We start from the raw sequence: 18,878 nt of genomic DNA, 5'->3' as shown, positions 1-18,878 counted from the left end.
AACTAATTTAAAACAAATTATATAAAAGATATACAGTTACTAAAATATATTTCTTATCAGACAAAATCTTATATCCCTATCATAGATTGTAAATCTTAAGATTATATGCATATATTTCTAAAGATTTTCTTAAGAAATAGTTGGATTTTTTTAATATAATATAGCTTTTTTTCTAATATGAGTTCATTAATTAGAGTTATAGATTCATTTCAATATAGTCCTCTGTTGACTTGAAGCCATCTATCATACATACAAAGTTTTTCTTGACTATATAGTTACTATATAGCTTATTATATATAGAGAGTAATAAAAGGAGGTAAAATTTATGGAAAATTTATTTACAAGAAAATTCACTACTTTTGAATTTCTAAAATTTGTTTCTCCTGCAATTATATCCATGATATTTATATCTTTATACACAATAATAGATGGTATCTTTGTATCAACATTAGTTGGTTCAGATGCTCTTGCTAGTATAAATATTGTACTACCTATAATTAACCTTGTTTGTGGATTTGGAATAATGATGGCAACTGGAGGAGGAGCTATAGTTTCTATACGTATGGGCGAAAATAGACAAGACGAGGCTAACTCTACATTTTCTTTTATAGTTTTATTTTCATTGATTGTTGGAGTTTTATTCACAATAATCTCTTATTTTTTTGTAAAAGAAATATCTATTTTACTTGGAGCAACAGATAAATTACTACCCTATTGTATAATTTATGGTAAAGTTATGATTTTATGTACACCATTTTATATTTTAAAGTTCATATTTGAATACTTTATAAGAACTGACGGAAACTCAAAATTCAGTTTATTTCTATCAGTTAGTGGCGGTGTGGCAAATATAATATTAGATTATATATTTATTAAATATTTTGGAATGGGACTTTTAGGTGCAGCTGTTGCAACTGCTATAGGTATTATTTTAACTTGTGTTTTAGGTATTATTTATTTCTTATCAAGTAAGTCTACACTAAAACTAAAAAAGCCAAAAACTGATTTTAGACTTATAAGAGACACTATGATAAATGGTTCTTCTGAGATGGTTACAGAGTTATCTACAGGAATTACAACCTTCTTGTTTAATGTAGTAGCTTTAAAGTTAGCAGGAGAAAATGGACTTGCTGCTCTTACTATAGTATTGTATGCTCATTTTTTAATGACATCAGTCTATCTAGGATTTGCCGCTGGAGTATCTCCATTAATAAGTTATAATTTTGGTGCTGAAAATAGTGAGAAGTTAAAGGAAACATTTAAACATTCTTTAAAATTTATATTTATTTCGTCTCTTTTAGTGTTCATTATTGCTTTAGTTTTTGCGCCACTTATTGTTAGGGTCTTTGTAAACCCTGATAACGAAGTATTTGACTTAGCTTTACATGGATTAAAAATATTTGCTTTTGCTTTTTTATTTGTTGGTATAAATATCTTTGCATCAGGTTTTTTTACAGCATTTCACAATGGAAAAATTTCAGCTATTATATCTTTTAGTCGTGCCTTTGTTTTTATAATCATAGGAATAGTAATACTACCTCCTATGTTGAATTTAACTGGATTATGGCTTACAGTCCCATTTGCTGAAATTCTAACTATATTTATATCTATTCCACTTATTAAAAAATATAAAAGTAGATATAACTATTAAAAATATATACTTATTAAAATAAATGAACCTACCTTAAAATACAAATTTATAAATTTGATTTTAGGTAGGTTTATTTTATTTATAATAAATCATTTGCATAATCTTTAATTGGTGCCTTTCTAAGCAATAAAATTATAAATATTATACAAATAACTATAATTCCTATTTTTGTTCCTAATAAAATAAAAGGATTCTGAAATGAATAAATAATTTTTTCTAAAAACATAAGTATCTTGTGAATATTCTTAGTTGCAAAGTTAACTATATAAACTATCATCAGTATAGGTAATCCTATCAATATAGCAGCACTGCTGGCTTTTCTAACTCTATATGTAAAAGCACCTAATAATGCACCTATAAAACCTATACATATTTCATTTATACATATCTGTACAAAATAATTTAAATAAGTTAGTGGTATACTCGATGTTCTTGGCTCTATTAATGCAGATATAGATGTCCAAATCATATCTTTCCTTAGTATAACTGATAGGTCTACACTATAACCTGTTATAATCTCTATAAATAATTTTGATAAAAAAATCAAAACTATACCTACAACAGAAATTATAAAGCTTAAAATAATTACATTCATCACAATAGCTTTTATACAACTTTTTCTATTTGCCCTTATACTTAAAGCTCCAGAAAAATCTTTATTTACCATATTTACGCTATACACAAATATTAGTATAGTTAGATATGTTGAAATAGGATTCACAGTTGTATATAGATTATCTTTAGATACTTCACCAAAAACCTTGAGAGCAGCTACTGGCAAAATACTCATAATAATTCCCATAATTACAAATGTAATTATATATATCTTAGTATTTTTATTAAAAAATTTTATATATGGTTTTAATTCATTCACTTATAATCCCTCCTTTTTAGTCATGTTAACAAACATGTCTTGTAATCCTATGTATCCTACATCAATATTTGAATTTCTAATCACCTTTTCATCATTTTCATTAAAATCACCATAGTAAAAATAAGCAACTTTATTCCCAAATATCTTTTTAGGTTTTATATTTCTTATAGATTCTAATTTTTCTAACTCCTCTTTATCGCCAGTAATATAGTGAGCTTTTTGTTTTATAACATCAAGCTCTTCATCTACAATAATCTTTCCCTCATTTAATATTATTACATGTTCCAATAAGTTATCTATTTCATCAATCAAATGAGTTGATATTATTATAGTTCTTGGATTTTTTATATAATTATCCAAAATTATGTTATAAAATTCTTGTCTGTTTACTGCATCTAGACCTATAGTTGGCTCGTCAAATATAGTTATAGGTGAGTTAGAGCAAACACCTATTATATTTGAAAGTATAGTTTTCATTCCTCGTGACAATTGTTTATACTTTTTTTTAGTATTTAAATCAAAATATTTACATAATTCTTCTTCTAATCCTTTGTCATAATTTTTATAGAAACTAGAAGAATACTCAAAGATCTGACTCACTTTAAAATCTGGACTATAAAATTCTTTTTCTCTCACAATACAAACTTCTTCCAATACTTTTACATCTTCTTTTAAGTTATTTCCTAATATCTCTATCTCGCCTTCATTTTGAATTAACTGATTTACTATTATGTTTAATAGTGTAGTTTTTCCAGCTCCATTTTTACCTAATAAACCATATATCTTATTTGCTTCAAAATTTAGAGACATATTACTAAAAATTTTTTGTTTCTTAAAACTATGAGATAAATTTTTTATATTAATAGAACTACTCATATCTTATATCCTCCTTAAAATTGATTATAATATCAACTAATTCTTCTCTATTTATTTCTAATTTGTTGGCTTCTTGAAGTAGATTTTTTATGAAATTATGTTTGAAATTTTCTTTTCTAGCTTCTTTTATAATAGTTTTTGCCCCCTCTGATACAAACATCCCTATACCTCTCTTTTTATATAAAATATTCTTATCAACCAGTATATTTATTCCTTTTAGTACTGTGGCTGGATTAATTTTATAAAGCTTTGAAAGCTCTGTTGTTGATGGAACCTGTTCTTCTTCTTTTATTCCATTTGATAATATCTCATCTTCAATTGCTTGTGCTATCTGAATAAATATAGGTTCTTCATTGTTTAATACTAATTTCATAGGTTCCTCCTTCCTTTATTAGTTAGTTACTCAAGTAATTAACTATATAACTTATAATATCTTGAAAAAGATTACCTGTCAATACCAAATAAAAAACAGAGGAAAAATTTCCTCTGTTTTTTATTCTATAAATTCATAATTAAATTTTAATAATTATTGGTTATCAATAAATTCAAAACTTTAATAGTCTGTCGTATTCTCATTCTTTAATATCTTACATATCGAGCTAGTTCCTAATCTTTCAGCTCCTGCTTCTATAAATTTTTCTGCATCAGAAATTGATTTAACCCCTCCAGCAGCTTTTATCTTTACATTTTTTCCAACATGTTCTTTCATAAGTTTTATATCTTCTAAAGTAGCTCCACCTGTTCCCATTCCAGTAGATGTTTTTATGAAATCTGCACCTGATATTGTCACTATCTCGCACATCTTTATCTTTTCATCTTCATCTAAATAACATGTCTCTATAATAACTTTTAATATTTTTTCTCCAATAGCTTTTTTTATTTCTTTTATCTCATTTTCTATATTGTCATAATCTTTATTTTTTATATCTGAAATATTTATAACCATATCAACTTCATCTGCTCCATTTTCAACAGCATCTTTTGCTTCAAATACTTTTGTAGCAGTAGTTTGATATCCTAAAGGAAATCCTATTACTGTACATACTTTTATTTTCCCATTTAGATATTCTGTTGCCCTTTTTACATATGAAGGTGGTATGCAAACTGATGCTACATTCATATTTATAGCTTCATCACATAAAAGTTTAATATCTTCCCATGTAGTGGTAGCTTTTAAAATAGTATGGTCTACTGTTTTTAATATATGTTTCATAAAATCCTCCTAAATGTGTGATTAATATAATTAAACTACCTTTTTAAATGCAGTTTTCTTTTTGCGATATTTAGTATCATGTCAACTTCTTCAACTTTAAAAATAGTCATTAATAATGTGTAAATTCCACCTCCAACTATAACTGAAATAGTTAATGATATAAATTCATTAAATGTACCTAATCCCAAAATTCCAAATACAAATTTATAAGTAAAGTATGATAAAATAGCCATAATAAAAGATGCAACTAAAGATTTCAAAGTTGCTTTTATTATTTTATCTTGACCAAAATATCCAACTTTTCTTTTTAAATTCCAAAAAAGTAATAGTATACATGCAATCGATGACGAACTAGTTGCAAGTGCAAGACCACCATGAGCCATTGGTTTTATTAAAATCAAATCTAACACTATATTTACACATACAGATATAATCCCATTTACCATAGGTGTTTTTGTATCCTGTAATGAATAAAAAACTTTTCCTAAAATATCTCTTAAACCAAACGCAGTCATACCAACTGCATAAAAAATTAAAGCAGTGGCTGTCATTTGAGTTGCTCTAGCATCAAAAGCTCCTCTTTCAAAAATGATTCTAACAACAGGAGTCGCAAAAAAAATGGATGCAACTGAAATAGGAATCATCGAGATTATTATCATATTTATACTAGATTTAACTGAGCTTGTAAATTTCTTTTGATTATTTTCTGCACTTAACTTTGATAGCATTGGATACATAACAGATACTATTGAAGCTGTAAATGTCCCTGTAACAAAACCATTTAATCTATCTGCATAAGTAAGTGCAGGAATGCTACCTTTAACTAGTGTAGAGGCTAAAGTTGTATCTACCAATGAATTTACTTGATTAACAGCAACACCTATAAATACTGGTGAGAGTAATGTCAGTAATTTAATAAGGCTATCATCTTTAAAATTTAGGTAGTATAAGTATTTATAGTTCGTTTTTTTAACAAAAAACATGTAAAAAAGTAGCTGAACTACCATAGCAATCACGGCACCAATCGGAAGTATGTATGGTCCAAGTACTGTACTTAGCATTATTGAAACAATTATTACTATATTATAAGGTATACTCCCAAATCCAACTACAATAAAGTTCTCTTTAATTTGCAAAAATGCTGACATAACACTAGTAATACCTATAAATATTATTCCTGTTATCAATATTTTAGTAAATTTTACAGTAAGTAAAAATCTTTCGCCCTCAAATCCTATTGCAAATATGCTTACAAGTTGCTTTGAAAAAATAATACCTAATATAGCAACAATTATGCATATACCAACTATTATATTTAAAACATTATTTAAAAACTTTAATGCTTGTTTTTCACCTTGTTTACTACTTATGTCTTGATACATTGGAATAAAAGTAGTAACTATAGCAGTCCCAATTGCTGCAAATATAATATTTGGTATATTCATAGCTGTTAAATAACTTTCTGTGTATAAGCCTGTACCATAAATTGATGATAGCACTAATTCTCTACCCATTCCAAGAATCTTAGAGATTATAGTAACTATCATCAAATAAAAAGTTGCTTTAGCCACCTTGCTCATTTTATCACTCCACTTCTAACCCACTTCTTTTAATTCATTAAAAGCTAGCTTATTACATATGATTTAATCTATTATTCCCATATTTTACAAAGATAATAGCAGTATTTATTTTTTAACATATCATAAATAACACTGTCTTTATGTTTTTATTTCTACAATATTTTCCATAGTTGCAATTTAAGGATAGTAGTATAAATTTAATTGAATCCACAGAAATGGAGTTATCATTTTCTAATCTTGGTAAAACAAAAAAAACATCTATGTTGGTTATATCTCTAAATTTCATCTTATTAATTTCTTATAACTTAATAATCTCCACATAATGAAAAGATATAATCATTTTTATCATCTTTTTTAAGTTATATTTTAACATATTTTATCTATTTTGAAAAACTTTAATCACTTTCACTAAATAACTATTCATTTATGGAAAATTTAAAAGGTATTCTCCTCAATGAAGAATACCTAATAAAACTATATAAATACATTTTTAATAAAATTATATATTTTTATACCACGATTTACTTTATATACTTTTTCTGATTTCTTTTTGCTTAAGGTGTATTCTTATTCTTTACTTAAACTATTTGTAGCTACTATCTTCTATAGAAAAAATAAAAGTAGGAGAGCCTTTCCCCTACTTTCTTTTATATTATATTTAAAAATATTAATAAAAATGCTTTAATTGTTTTAACTTACTTGGATGTCTTAACTTTCTTATTGCTTTAGCCTCTATTTGTCTTATTCGTTCTCTAGTAACTCCAAATACCTTGCCAATCTGTTCTAATGTCTTAGGGTCATCATCATCAATCCCAAATCTCATTCTTAAAACTTGCTGTTCTTGTTCTCCAAGACCTGTAAGTAATTCTTCTATTTTTTCTTTTAAATTATGTTGTTCAACTTCTCGTATTACAACATCCTTAAAATCAGCATCTGATGGTATAAATTCAACTAAACTACTATCTTCATCCTCTTTTAATGGAGTATCTAAAGATACAACATTTTTATCTCTTCTTAATAATTCCAATACTTTATCAACTTCAAGACCACACGCATCTGCAATCTCTTCTACAGTTGGTTCTCTTAATAATACATTTAAAAGTTCTTGTTTCTTTTTCTTTACAAAATTTATTCTTTGATGAAGATGTATAGGTATCCTAATAGTATTTTCGCAATCGTCAATATATCTTGTTATACTTTGTTTTATCCACCAAGTTGCATAAGTGCTAAATTTATATCCTTTTTTATAATCGTACTTCTCTACTGCTTTTATAAGTCCTATATTTCCTGCTTGAATTAAGTCTAACATATCAATACTGTCTCTTTTATATCTTTTTGCTATACTCACTACCAACCTATAATTTGAATTTATAAACTTTTCCTTTGCTACTGAAGATGAGTTGATTATTTCTTTAGCCAGCTCTACCTCTTCTCCCGCTGACAACATTTTGTATTCCTCAATTTCCTTTAAATACATTTTCATCGCATTTGATACATTTGATGAACCCACACAAATATAATTTTCATAATTATTTTCTTTTTTAGTATCCATAATCAAACCCCTTCTATTCATAGAATTTGCTAAAACAAAAATAAATAATTTAAATCTACATAATCTACAATTACATAATATCCCCTTCCTCAATCAAGTTGTTTTGTATATTATGTATACAAAGTTATAAAAACTATACCTATTATACTATTCTACTTTTAACACCAATATCCTCCCTATATATATAATTTATTTTGTTATATCCTTAGTCTTTAGAATGATATATGTCTAAAAAAAAGACTGCTTAATAAACAGTCTTTTTTAATATATATGTTTGATATTTAATTTTCATGATGATTGCATCCACATCCACAATTTTCATCATGATGGTGATGTTCTTCTAAATCTTTTACCTGTTGTTCCATTTCATTAAACTCTTTTACCATTATGTCATAAGTTGGAAGAGCTGCCTCAGTATTGTATTCTTCGCCTCTCCAATCAGCATACATCATAGCATCTCCATTAGTTAAAACCAATCTACCTGACATGGTTATATTATCCACTTCTTCTAAAAATTCTATTTGTTTTTGTAAAACTTCACCTTCTAGTTCTATATCTTCATCCAAACATTGTACTATCATTACAGGTGCATAATAGTCTTCTTCATCTTTAACATTTACAATAATATCTAAAACTCCTTCTGCACCTTCTTCAAACTCCGCTAATTCAACATTTGTATCAATCATATCCTGAGGTACTAATAAGTCTTCTATTAAATATTTTATTACTCTATCTTTTACTAATTCTTTTGACATTTATTTTTCTCCTTCCGATTCTGTAACCTTATCATAATCATTTCTATATTATAGTATACTACATTAATTGTTTTTTCAATCTCTTACAAAAATTATTTTTTTATTATATTCCTTATATTCCCTTTTTTATTACAATCTTGTAATCGCATTGATTTAAAAAATAGTTTATATTTAGTATAATAGAAATGTAGCACATATTTTCATTCAATATATTAATAAAAAATATATTTGAAAATGTAATGTATGTTAAATCTAGGAGGAATATTATGAAGTTTAAAAAACAAATTAGCTCTATTATTATATCTACGATGCTTGTACTTGGAAGTATGAACCTTTCTTATGCAGATGGCACAAATGTAGTTACACTTGGAGCTAACTTATCAGAATCTCAAAAGCAACAAATGCTTAATTACTTTGGAGTGAAAAAAGACCAAGTCTTAGTTTTAGATGTAACAAACGCAGAAGAAAGACAATATTTACAAGGTGTTGCAACAGAAGGTCAACTTGGAAAAGTTACTATATCTTGTTCATATGTTGAACCTAGTAAAAAGGGAAATGGAATTAATGTTAAAACAGCAAATTTAACTTGGGTAACTAGTTCAATGATTGCTTCAACACTTACAACAGCAGGTCTTGAAGATGCAAATGTTATCGCCGCTGCTCCATATCCTGTAAGTGGTACTGGTGCATTAACAGGAATAATGAAAGCATTTGAAGATGCTTCAGGCAAAAAACTTGATGAAACAAAGAAAGAGATTGCTTCTGAAGAATTGGTAGTTACAGGTGATTTGGGAGATGATATAGGTCAGGAAAAAGCAACTGGTGTAATGAATGATATAAAAACAGAAATTGTAAAAAATGGAACAAAAGATACTAATCAAATAGCAAATACAATAAACAATGTTGTAAATAATTACAATATTACTATTACACCAGAACAAAAAGAACAAATTAAAGGTGTAATGAAAAAAATAGCTGACCAAGATTATGATTACAATAACATGAAAAATACATTAGATAATGTATCAGATAATGTAAATGATCAATTAAAAAAATTAGGTGAAAGTGTTAAAGGTTCTGGTATATTAGATACTATTGGTGGATGGTTTAGTGGAATAGGAGACTGGTTCTCTGGTTTATTCTCAGGTGGAGATAAAAAAGATTTAGGAATCTTAAATAACACTAATGATGACTCTCTTGGTTCTAATGCTGTAATAAACTCTACAGAAGGTGTTCAAATAAAACCACAAGATAATACTGATTCTAATAATGATAGTAATTCTAATAATTCAGATAATAATAATACAACTAATAACGAAAATAAAGATAACTCTCAAGCAAATAATGAGGACGCAAATAATTCAGAAAATCAATCAAATAACAATGATTCAGTTGGTTTCTTTGAAAAAATAAAAAATTGGCTTTCAGGCTTATTTTAAAAATTAAATAAATAAAAAAAGAATTGCCTAAAATAGAAATTTTCTATGAAAGGCAATTCTTTTTCTTTGCAATAAATTCTTATTACTCACTCATCTTTTTAGATTTATCTATACATGCACATATAGCTTTTATGACAGATGCTCTAAAACCTTCTTCTTCAAGTACCTTGACTGCCTCTATAGTAGTCCCACCAGGTGAACATACCATATCTTTTAACTCACCAGGATGTTTTCCTGTTTCAAGTACCATTTTTGCAGAACCCATAACTGCCTGTGATGCAAATTTATATGCTTGTTGTCTTGGCATACCTGCAATTACTGCTGCGTCTGCCATAGCCTCTATAAATAAAAATACATATGCTGGTGCCGAACCACTCGCTCCAATTACAGCTTCTATAAGATATTCTGGTACTACTTCAGTATTTCCAAAAGAATTAAATACTTCTGTAACTGATTCTAGGTCTTCATCGTTTATATTTTTATTTATAGAAAGAGAAGACATAGCTTCATTTACAAGAGCTGGAGTATTTGGCATAGTTCTAACTATTTTTTTATCTTCTCCTATGATTGACTCTATATCTTTTATAGATTTTCCTGCTGCTATTGTAACTACAATTTTACTGTCATCTATAAAATCTTTTATCTCCTCTAGAATATCATCATATATGTCTGGTTTAACAGCCACAATCACTATATCAGAGTTTCTAGTTACTTCCTTTGAGTCTTTTGTAGTCTCTATTCCAAAACTTTTATATATTCTATCAAGAGTTCCTTGACTATATGCTGATGCTATAACCATATCAGGTTCAACTAATTTTGAATTTACTATACCCCCTATCATAGCACTTGCCATGTTTCCTGCACCTATGAATCCAATTTTTTTCACTATAGTACCTCCTTGCTAGCTAATATCAATAATTAAAATTTAAGCTTCTTTAACTGTATCAGATTTCTCAAATGGATTTGGGACACTTACCACCAAAATTTTTACTAATTTATTAGTGTAATTAACCCAATTATGATTGTTTTTTTCACTATTATAGTGTATTGTGTCTCCTGGATACATTTCTATTTGCTCATCACCCAAAAACACTGTAAGAGTACCCTCTAGCACATACACAAACTCCTCACCTTTATGTACGTAACAACAAATGTCTTCACTACTCTTACTCGGAAGAATTTCAATTAGTCTTGGCAACATTGTTTTTTCCTTTAAGTTAGATGATAAATGATAGTGTATAAATGTTGAATTTTCTACATCAAACACTTCTTGCTCGTAACTTCTCAATACAGCTCTTTTATGCTCTTTTGGCTTCATAAAAAAGTATGTTAATTCCACATCTAATACACTTGCTATTTTTCCTAAGGAATCTGTTGCTACGCTTGTCAATCCTCTTTCAAGCTGTGACAAAAAACCAATTGATAAGTTTGTTTTTTCACTCATATCTTTCAGTGTCATTTGTTTTTGAGTTCTAAGTTGTTTTATTTTTGCTCCTATGTCCTTATTCAAAACCATCACCCCTAAATAATTTTAATTTTTTCATAATATAAATACAAAAATATAAATATAGGCTATTAAACCTATTTTATTTCATTTTTTAAAATTTTTATTAGTATTACTATAATTTATTAATCTTGTTTTGTCTATATCTTTAAGACTTATTTTTCACATATTTTTATCTAACTTTGCTAACTAAATCTCTACTTTTTACAAGTATTTATTTTTTGTATATTTGTATAATAAAACTTAAGTTATTCATATGATTCAATATATTATCAAAATAATTCATAATAATATATTAAAACTATTAATATATTTTATTTAATCAATATATCTAAATTATATTTTATATGTTGCATGTCTTATTTAAATTTAATTATTAAAAATTCAAATTATTCTATTATTATTTCTACACATTCTTACATCCTTTTTTATAATTATAACATAATATTACAATTTAATGACATCTATTCAATGTCTTTTTTTACTATGCAATATCTTCTATTTTACAATTTAATATTATACATATTTTTTAGATACAAGCTTGTCAATTTTTAGATTGTCAAGTGTTATTGAAGTGTTTTATGTCCTTTTAAAGTATATCCTCTAGCTTTTTATTTAATAAGAATTGCTTAATATAAGAAAGATAATATAGTCTCTATAAGATTCTTTTAAATATATCTCTATTCTAAATAGAATTTCTTTTTTTGTCAAAATTTCTTCATTCTTTAATAATTAATTAATTACTTATAAAATATGTTAATTACCTATACAAATTTTATCATTTTTAATAAAATACAAAAAAAAAATTAATTTTTATAGCTAATTTCGCCAAAATATATCTTTATTTATATTAGTAAAATAATTATAAATTTATTAAAATATGTTTGTAACTTATAAATTTATTTTTATTAAATTAAAAATTCTGTAAAAAAATGAGATATATATCTATAGAAAAATTTTCCTATAAATATATATCTCACTTACATCAAAACTTATTCTATATAAAAACGCCATAAAAAATCTTTTGCCTCTTCTGCATAATCTATATTTATACGTTTACTAGCCTTTATATCCATCTCGTCCTTACTAAATACCTTTATACCTTCATCATCATAATAAAAATCACTTATATATAATTCTTCACCCATTATACTCTTACTATTTAGACTCCTGTCTATTTTTAAAGCCTTACAAAGTTTTCCTGGCCCATTAGTAATGTTTTTTATTTGATATTTACTCAAATCATTGTAAGATTTATTATATCTATTTATAGATATCTCATCTAAAGAAGTTATAGGTTCTACTCCTCTTATTAATACACACTCTGGTATATTTTCTACATTTGCTGATAAATTTAAACAGTTATACATACCATAGATTAAATAAACATATATGTGTCCTCCATCTAAATATAATGGCTTTGTTCTGTCAGTTTTTTTATCACCATATACATGTGCTCCTTTGTCATTTATACCCATATAAGCTTCTGTCTCTATGATTTTAGTAACAATTGTTTTATCTTCATACTTTCTTATAAGATATTTACCTAGTACTGATTTGGCTAAATCAATTCCATTTTTTCTAAAAAAATCCTTTTCCAAAACTTCACCTCATAAAATTTATTTGCAATAAATTAAGTCCAGCTAAAAACATAAATAAAATCAACTTATTTTATGATTGTATACATTTCATAATTGTATACAAATAATAGATTGATGTATTTATTATTTATATATATCAAAAAATTCTATTTCAAATTTTTCAATATTGTCATTATAATTTGACTTATCATAGACTTCTTCAACCACTTCTTTAATTGGGAATATAATTTTCACTTCAGTCCCTTCTCCTACTTTACTGTCTATGTAAATTTCTCCATTTTGAATTTCAATCAATGATTTTGTAAGACACAATCCTATTCCACTTCCAAACTCATTTGATATCCCACTATTTTCAATTTGTTTAAAGCGATTAAATATATCAATCAATTTATCTTTTTCTATACCTATTCCAGTATCTTTTATAAGTATCTCTACTGTTTCTCCTTTTTTATATATACCTACAAGAATTTCTCCACCTTCTAAAGTAAACTTTATAGAATTTGATAATATATTCAGTATTATTCTTTCTATAGATTCTGGGTCAAGCCCTACTCTCATAGTTTCCTCATTTGTATCAAAAACTAAGTCTATTCCCTTAGACCTAGCATAACTGCTAATGGATGTAACTATTCTTTCTGTTATATCAATAATATCAAAATTAACTGCTTTAATCTTATATATATCTGACTTAACTTGAGAAATATTTATTATATTATCTATTAGTCTCAATAATCTAAACATATTTTGTTTAGTTATTTGTATATGTTCTTTTAGTATATCCTGAAAATCTATTATTTTTCCTTTTTTATAAAGATTTTCGACAAGTTGAACTGAACTATATATATTATTTAAAGGAGTCTTAAGTTCATGGGATATATTAGCATAAAACTCCATCTTCATTTGGTCATACTGTCTTTGTTTTATTAATGCTTTCTTAAGTCTTTCGGACTCTCTTTGCACACTCAAATCTTTAATAATTCTCACTCTACTTCTCTTTTGACCAAAATACAGTGTTCTTGATATCATTTTTACTTCTCTAATATGATTATTTTCATTTACTATGTGAATACTCTTTTCTCTCTCTCCTATATTTAAATTATTTATGTATTTTTTTACTAATATATTTCTATATTTTTGTGTTGTAGCTCCTAATACATCACTAGAAATTCCAAATAATTCTCTAAAAGCTCTATTTGTATACAAAACTCTTGATGTACTTAAATCTTCGAGAAAAATAGCCTCTGGTATAGCATCTAGTAATTTTTCGTATATTATTTTTTGTTCATTTACTATTCTAAGTATATTTATCTCTTTAGTTATATCTCTAAATGTAAGCAATTTAAATAGTTTATTATCTGACCAATAGTCTCCAACTCTAACTTCTTCAACACGGTCTTCTCCATCTATGTCAGACATTACAAAATTAACTATGCAGTTTGCCGTATCATTGTAGCTTACTATTTCAGCTTTCTTTTCTTGTGTAAGATTTAATCTTTTAAATGCTCTATTATCAAAGAAATCTATATTGAAAGTTTCAAAATATTGTTCCAATGTCATGCCAACTAAATCACTTGAATTACATTTAAAACTCTTTTCATATTTCTTATTTATACTTATTATCTTATTCTTCTTTATACCACCTTCAGCACTTCTTACAAGTATAGGAGATGGAATATTTAATATAATATTTTCGTAATCTTTATTTATATGTCTTATTTCTTCATCCATTTTGATTTCATTTGTAATATCATTTAAGCTTATTAAATAATTGCTTTCATCTTTATTATTACTTAAACTCAACAGATATATTTTATCATTTAATTTGACTGGTTTGTCGATTATACTTATATCATTGTCAAACTTCTTTAATTTTTCAGCTACATTTTTATCTTCTTTAACAAATGTTAATATTTTATAAAAGTTACTCATATCTTTTGAAAACTCATTTTTAAATTTATTATTTGTATAGCTTATATTAAAGTCATAATCTGTTACTATCCATACATTTGGTATTGTATCAAGAGCTTGTCTCAATAACTCTTTTCTTTGGTCTATATAATTTTTCAATGTTCTTTGTATAGTCATGTCTTTTTCTATAGCTAAATTTATCTTACTTAATTGCTCTGACTTTCTACTTAATTTTTTATTTATATAATCAAGCTCGTAATATGGATATACTATTCTGTTATTGAGACTGTATACATATACATAATAAGTGTGGTTACATAATAATAAATATACTACTCCTATAAATCTATCTGTATCTACTATACTAAAGCAAATTGCTATAAATCCTATAATAGTTGTAAAAAAAGCAAAATATGATAAATCTTTTATTAATTTATAGTGTTCAACTGTACTATCAAGTTTATTCAACAAATATATCAAATTAAACAACGACACGACAATATTAACTAATATAATAATCATATTCCAGTTAAAATCACTAAAAATATTTCTTATAAAGTAGTCTACTATGACAAAAGTGCTATAAAAAATTAATACAGGACTTATTCTCAAATTTTTCACTTTAGAAATGGTTAAATATATAAAAGTAGACATATTAATTATACTTAAATTTAGTAATACAATTTGGAATTTTTGAAGTTTTAAATCTGCTACTCCTAAAATACTTACAAAAACTAATACGAGACACCCTGCCTTTAATATATTTATAAATTCGTCTTTTTTAAAACTAGTTATATAAACTATAGAATATCCAAATATCCAGAGTAAAATTATCCTATACATATTTATAGAAACTGTATACAAATTTATATTTAAAAGTGCAATAATCAAAAATACCCCATTAGCTAGTATATAGACCTTATTCTTGCTTAAAGTTCCCTTAGATTCCATATTCCCCACCACTTCTTCATTTTTATATAGTTTTACCTATAAATATGTTACCACAATTCTTCCAAAAAATTTGTCACTTTCTAGTTATAAAAAAAAATGAGTAAATATTTTTAATTTTACTCATTTTATAGATTTTGTATATTCAATTTAAAAAGCTGGAACTATACTTCCTTTATATTCGTCTTGTATAAATTTTTTAACTTCTTTACTGTTCATAGCTTCTGATAAAGCTTTCATCTTATCACTGTCTTTATTATCTTCTCTACAAGCTATTATATTCACATATGGAGAATCATTTGACTCTATTACTATAGCATCCTTAGTAGGATTTAAGTTAGCTGTTAAAGCGTAATTGGAATTTATAACTGCTCCATCAACATCTTTTAATACTGTTGGTAATTGCTCTGCATTCATTTCTTTTATTTGTATATTTTTAGGATTTTTAGTTATATCTTTTTTAGTTATAAGTTCTCCATCTTTTACTTCGATTAATTTATGTTTTGCTAATAATTTAAGTGCTCTAGCTCCATTAGTTGCATCATTTGGTACTGCTATAACTGCTCCATCTTTTATTTCATCTAATGACTTAACTTTTTCTGAATAGAATCCCATTGGCTCTATATGGACTTTAGATGTATACGTAAGTTTATATCCTTTCTCTTTCACAGTTTCCTCTAAAAACGGAATATGTTGAAAGAAGTTAGCATCCAAAGAACCTTCATCTAAAGCTGTGTTTGGAAGTACATAGTCATCAAATATTTTTACTTCTAAATCATATCCTTTTTCTTTTAATAAAGGTTTTGCTACTTCCAATATCTTTGCATGTGGATTTGATGAAGCCCCTACTAGTATTTTCTTATCCTCTTTGTTTGAACAACCAACTGCTGATATTGCTATTGCTGACACCAATGCTACTGATAATAATTTTTTTAATTTCATTTTTTGCTCCCCCTCTTTAAAATATTTATGATTAAATTATTTTAGTTTCTTGTAAGCTAGATTTCCTATACCTTGTATTATCTGAACTAATATTACAAGTGCTATTACTGTATACACCATTACTGCTGTATCGAATCTTTGATATCCATAGATAAGCGCTACATTACCTAATCCTCCAGCTCCGACTGCACCTGCCATAGCTGTATAACCAAGTATAGATATTATTGATAATGTAATCCCAGATACTATTGAAGGCATAGCTTCCTTTATCATAACTTTAAATACTATTTGTCTCTTTGTAGCCCCAAAAGACCTTGCAGCTTCTATCAATCCCTTGTCAACTTCATTTAGTGAACTTTCTATGATTCTAGCGATAAATGGCGCTGCACCAATAGTTATTGGTACTATTGCAGCAGTTTCCCCTATACTTGTTCCAACTATTAATCTAGTTATTGGAATCATTGCAACTATAAGTATCATAAATGGGAAACTTCTAAATATATTTACTATAAACCCTAAAACACTATTTATTGTGCTATTTGGTTTTAATCCATCTGGTTTTGTGACTACTAATATGATTGCTAATATAAATCCTAATATTGTTGCTACTATAGTTGGTACTATAACCATATACAAAGTTTGTAACAATGCACTTGGAAATAGTGTTGTTAAAAAGTCGATTAAACTATTCATTTATCATTTCCTCCCATCTTATGCCTTTACTAGTTAGATATTGTTTTACTTGTTCTCCACTTTTATCTGAAACATTTATGATAAGTGAACCTAAAATATCTTCTTTAAATTGTTCTAATTTACCAAATATTATAGATACATCTATATTCAGTTCTCTTGCCATAGTCGTTATAATAGCGTCATTAGAAATATCTTTAGGGAATAGTATCTTTATATTTGTTCCTTTTGGTAAAATTATACTTTCTTCACCTATTAATTTTCTAAGTCCCTTAGTATTTCTTAAGAAAATCTCTTCTGTATCTCCTACCTCTAGTACTTCTCCATTTTCCATTATTGCTACTCTTCCACAAATCTGTTTTATAACTTCCATTTGATGAGTTACAACAATTATTGTTATTCCTAATTTTTTATTTATATCTTCAAGTAATGAAAGAATTGATTTTGTAGTATTTGGGTCTAATGCTGAAGTTGCCTCATCACAAAGAAGTACTTGTGGATTTAGTGCTAAGGCTCTGGCAATTGCAACTCTTTGTTTTTGGCCACCACTTAAATTTCTAGGTTTATCATTTTTCTTCTCAGATATTCCAACCACTTCTAATAACTCTAAAACTCTTTTCTTTATCTCTGATTTTGTATATCCAAAACATTCCAATGGTAATGCTACATTATCAAATACAGTTCTTCTCTCAAGTAATGAAAAGTGTTGAAAAATCATACCTAACTCTTTTCTTAAATCTCTCATTTGCTTTTCATTTAATGACTTTACTTCTTTATCAGAAACAAGTACATTACCTTCTTGATATTCTTCTAAGCCATTTATACATCTAAGTAGTGTTGATTTTCCTGCACCACTATGACCTATTATTCCAAAAATTTCTCCAGATTCTATCTCAATACTTACATCTTTAAGCACTTGAATCTTTCCATAATACTTATTAACATTTTTTATGCTAATCATAAAATTTCCTCCCTATATTATGCTCAGTTTTTATGTTTATCCTCGCTTATGTATTTTATATATAACTAAATAAAAGCCTGAGTATAAACTCAGGCTTAGAAAGCTATTTATACTCATCTATCAACTATATTAGTTGCAGGATTTAGCACCAATGTATATAAAATATACTGGTTGCCGGGTTTCAAAGGGCCAGTCCCTCCACCACTCTTGATAAGACGTTATTTAATTTAAAATTTAATTTGATTATCATTTGTTGCTATGTTATATATGATATATTCATTAATAATATTTGTCAATAAATTTATTTAAATTTCTTATTTTTTATTAGTTTTAGCAAAAATAAATAATTATTTTTTATTGATTTTATATCATCTAAACCTTTGT

General features: G+C 26.5%; 16 protein-coding genes and 1 riboswitch. Of the genes, 2 read left to right on the top strand and 14 right to left on the bottom strand.

Going from position 1 to position 18,878, the window contains the following annotated elements:
- Positions 1 to 325 precede the first annotated feature (325 nt).
- A complete protein-coding gene (cdeA, locus tag ACTG47_RS07525; protein WP_479926672.1) occupies positions 326 to 1,651 on the top strand; it encodes a multidrug efflux MATE transporter CdeA in 1,326 nt (441 codons plus the stop codon).
- 79 nt (positions 1,652 to 1,730) lie between these two features.
- On the opposite strand, the gene ACTG47_RS07520 is transcribed toward cdeA, so the two are convergent.
- The 7 genes from ACTG47_RS07520 to ACTG47_RS07490 all read right to left on the bottom strand — a co-directional run bounded on the left by ACTG47_RS07520 (position 1,731) and on the right by ACTG47_RS07490 (position 8,501).
- Positions 1,731 to 2,525: an ABC transporter permease gene (locus ACTG47_RS07520; protein ID WP_479926671.1), complete on the bottom strand. Its 795-nt coding sequence runs from the start codon at positions 2,523 to 2,525 to the stop codon at positions 1,731 to 1,733.
- Positions 2,526 to 3,401, bottom strand: a complete 876-nt coding sequence (locus tag ACTG47_RS07515) for an ABC transporter ATP-binding protein (RefSeq protein WP_479926670.1) — start codon at positions 3,399 to 3,401, stop codon at positions 2,526 to 2,528.
- On the bottom strand, positions 3,394 to 3,774 hold the full coding sequence (locus ACTG47_RS07510) for a GntR family transcriptional regulator (protein ID WP_169470278.1): 381 nt from the start codon (positions 3,772 to 3,774) through the stop codon (positions 3,394 to 3,396). The genes ACTG47_RS07515 and ACTG47_RS07510 overlap by 8 nt, the downstream gene beginning before the upstream one ends.
- Positions 3,775 to 3,954: 180 nt before the next feature.
- On the bottom strand, positions 3,955 to 4,614 hold the full coding sequence (gene deoC / locus ACTG47_RS07505; RefSeq protein ID WP_169470279.1) for a deoxyribose-phosphate aldolase: 660 nt from the start codon (positions 4,612 to 4,614) through the stop codon (positions 3,955 to 3,957).
- Positions 4,615 to 4,649: 35 nt separating this feature from the next.
- Positions 4,650 to 6,194, bottom strand: a complete 1,545-nt coding sequence (gene murJ, locus ACTG47_RS07500; protein WP_479926669.1) for a murein biosynthesis integral membrane protein MurJ — start codon at positions 6,192 to 6,194, stop codon at positions 4,650 to 4,652.
- Between the two features lie 667 nt (positions 6,195 to 6,861).
- On the bottom strand, positions 6,862 to 7,746 hold the full coding sequence (locus ACTG47_RS07495; protein ID WP_021384276.1) for a sigma-70 family RNA polymerase sigma factor: 885 nt from the start codon (positions 7,744 to 7,746) through the stop codon (positions 6,862 to 6,864).
- A 281-nt stretch (positions 7,747 to 8,027) separates the two neighbouring features.
- Positions 8,028 to 8,501: a type I restriction enzyme HsdR N-terminal domain-containing protein gene (locus tag ACTG47_RS07490; RefSeq protein ID WP_479926668.1), complete on the bottom strand. Its 474-nt coding sequence runs from the start codon at positions 8,499 to 8,501 to the stop codon at positions 8,028 to 8,030.
- Positions 8,502 to 8,767: 266 nt separating this feature from the next.
- On the opposite strand from ACTG47_RS07490, the gene ACTG47_RS07485 reads away from it, so the two are divergent.
- Positions 8,768 to 9,940 (top strand): DUF1002 domain-containing protein, encoded by a 1,173-nt coding sequence (locus ACTG47_RS07485; RefSeq protein WP_479926667.1) that lies wholly within the window; start codon positions 8,768 to 8,770, stop codon positions 9,938 to 9,940.
- An 82-nt stretch (positions 9,941 to 10,022) separates the two neighbouring features.
- Here ACTG47_RS07485 and proC read toward each other — a convergent pair whose 3' ends face one another.
- From proC to ACTG47_RS07450, 7 genes are all read right to left on the bottom strand, one after another.
- Positions 10,023 to 10,826, bottom strand: coding sequence for a pyrroline-5-carboxylate reductase (gene proC / locus ACTG47_RS07480; protein ID WP_479926666.1), 804 nt, complete (start codon positions 10,824 to 10,826; stop codon positions 10,023 to 10,025).
- 39 nt (positions 10,827 to 10,865) lie between these two features.
- Positions 10,866 to 11,456, bottom strand: coding sequence for a helix-turn-helix domain-containing protein (locus ACTG47_RS07475; RefSeq protein WP_479926665.1), 591 nt, complete (start codon positions 11,454 to 11,456; stop codon positions 10,866 to 10,868).
- Positions 11,457 to 12,436: 980 nt separating this feature from the next.
- Positions 12,437 to 13,045, bottom strand: coding sequence for a DNA-3-methyladenine glycosylase (locus tag ACTG47_RS07470; protein ID WP_479926664.1), 609 nt, complete (start codon positions 13,043 to 13,045; stop codon positions 12,437 to 12,439).
- A 123-nt stretch (positions 13,046 to 13,168) separates the two neighbouring features.
- Positions 13,169 to 15,904 (bottom strand): sensor histidine kinase, encoded by a 2,736-nt coding sequence (locus ACTG47_RS07465; protein ID WP_479926663.1) that lies wholly within the window; start codon positions 15,902 to 15,904, stop codon positions 13,169 to 13,171.
- Between the two features lie 147 nt (positions 15,905 to 16,051).
- Entirely contained in the window at positions 16,052 to 16,843 is a 792-nt protein-coding gene (locus tag ACTG47_RS07460) for a MetQ/NlpA family ABC transporter substrate-binding protein (RefSeq protein ID WP_479926662.1), read from the bottom strand.
- Between the two features lie 36 nt (positions 16,844 to 16,879).
- A complete protein-coding gene (locus ACTG47_RS07455; protein WP_479926661.1) occupies positions 16,880 to 17,536 on the bottom strand; it encodes a methionine ABC transporter permease in 657 nt (218 codons plus the stop codon).
- Positions 17,529 to 18,494, bottom strand: a complete 966-nt coding sequence (locus tag ACTG47_RS07450) for a methionine ABC transporter ATP-binding protein (protein ID WP_169470405.1) — start codon at positions 18,492 to 18,494, stop codon at positions 17,529 to 17,531. The genes ACTG47_RS07455 and ACTG47_RS07450 overlap by 8 nt, the downstream gene beginning before the upstream one ends.
- Before the next feature lie 110 nt (positions 18,495 to 18,604).
- Positions 18,605 to 18,711, bottom strand: a riboswitch (SAM riboswitch).
- Positions 18,712 to 18,878 lie beyond the last annotated feature (167 nt).

It is taken from the genome of Clostridioides sp. LIBA-6622 (assembly GCF_056716095.1).
Note: the sequence above shows the minus strand (reverse complement) of the source record. Positions and strands in the feature narration are given on the sequence as shown.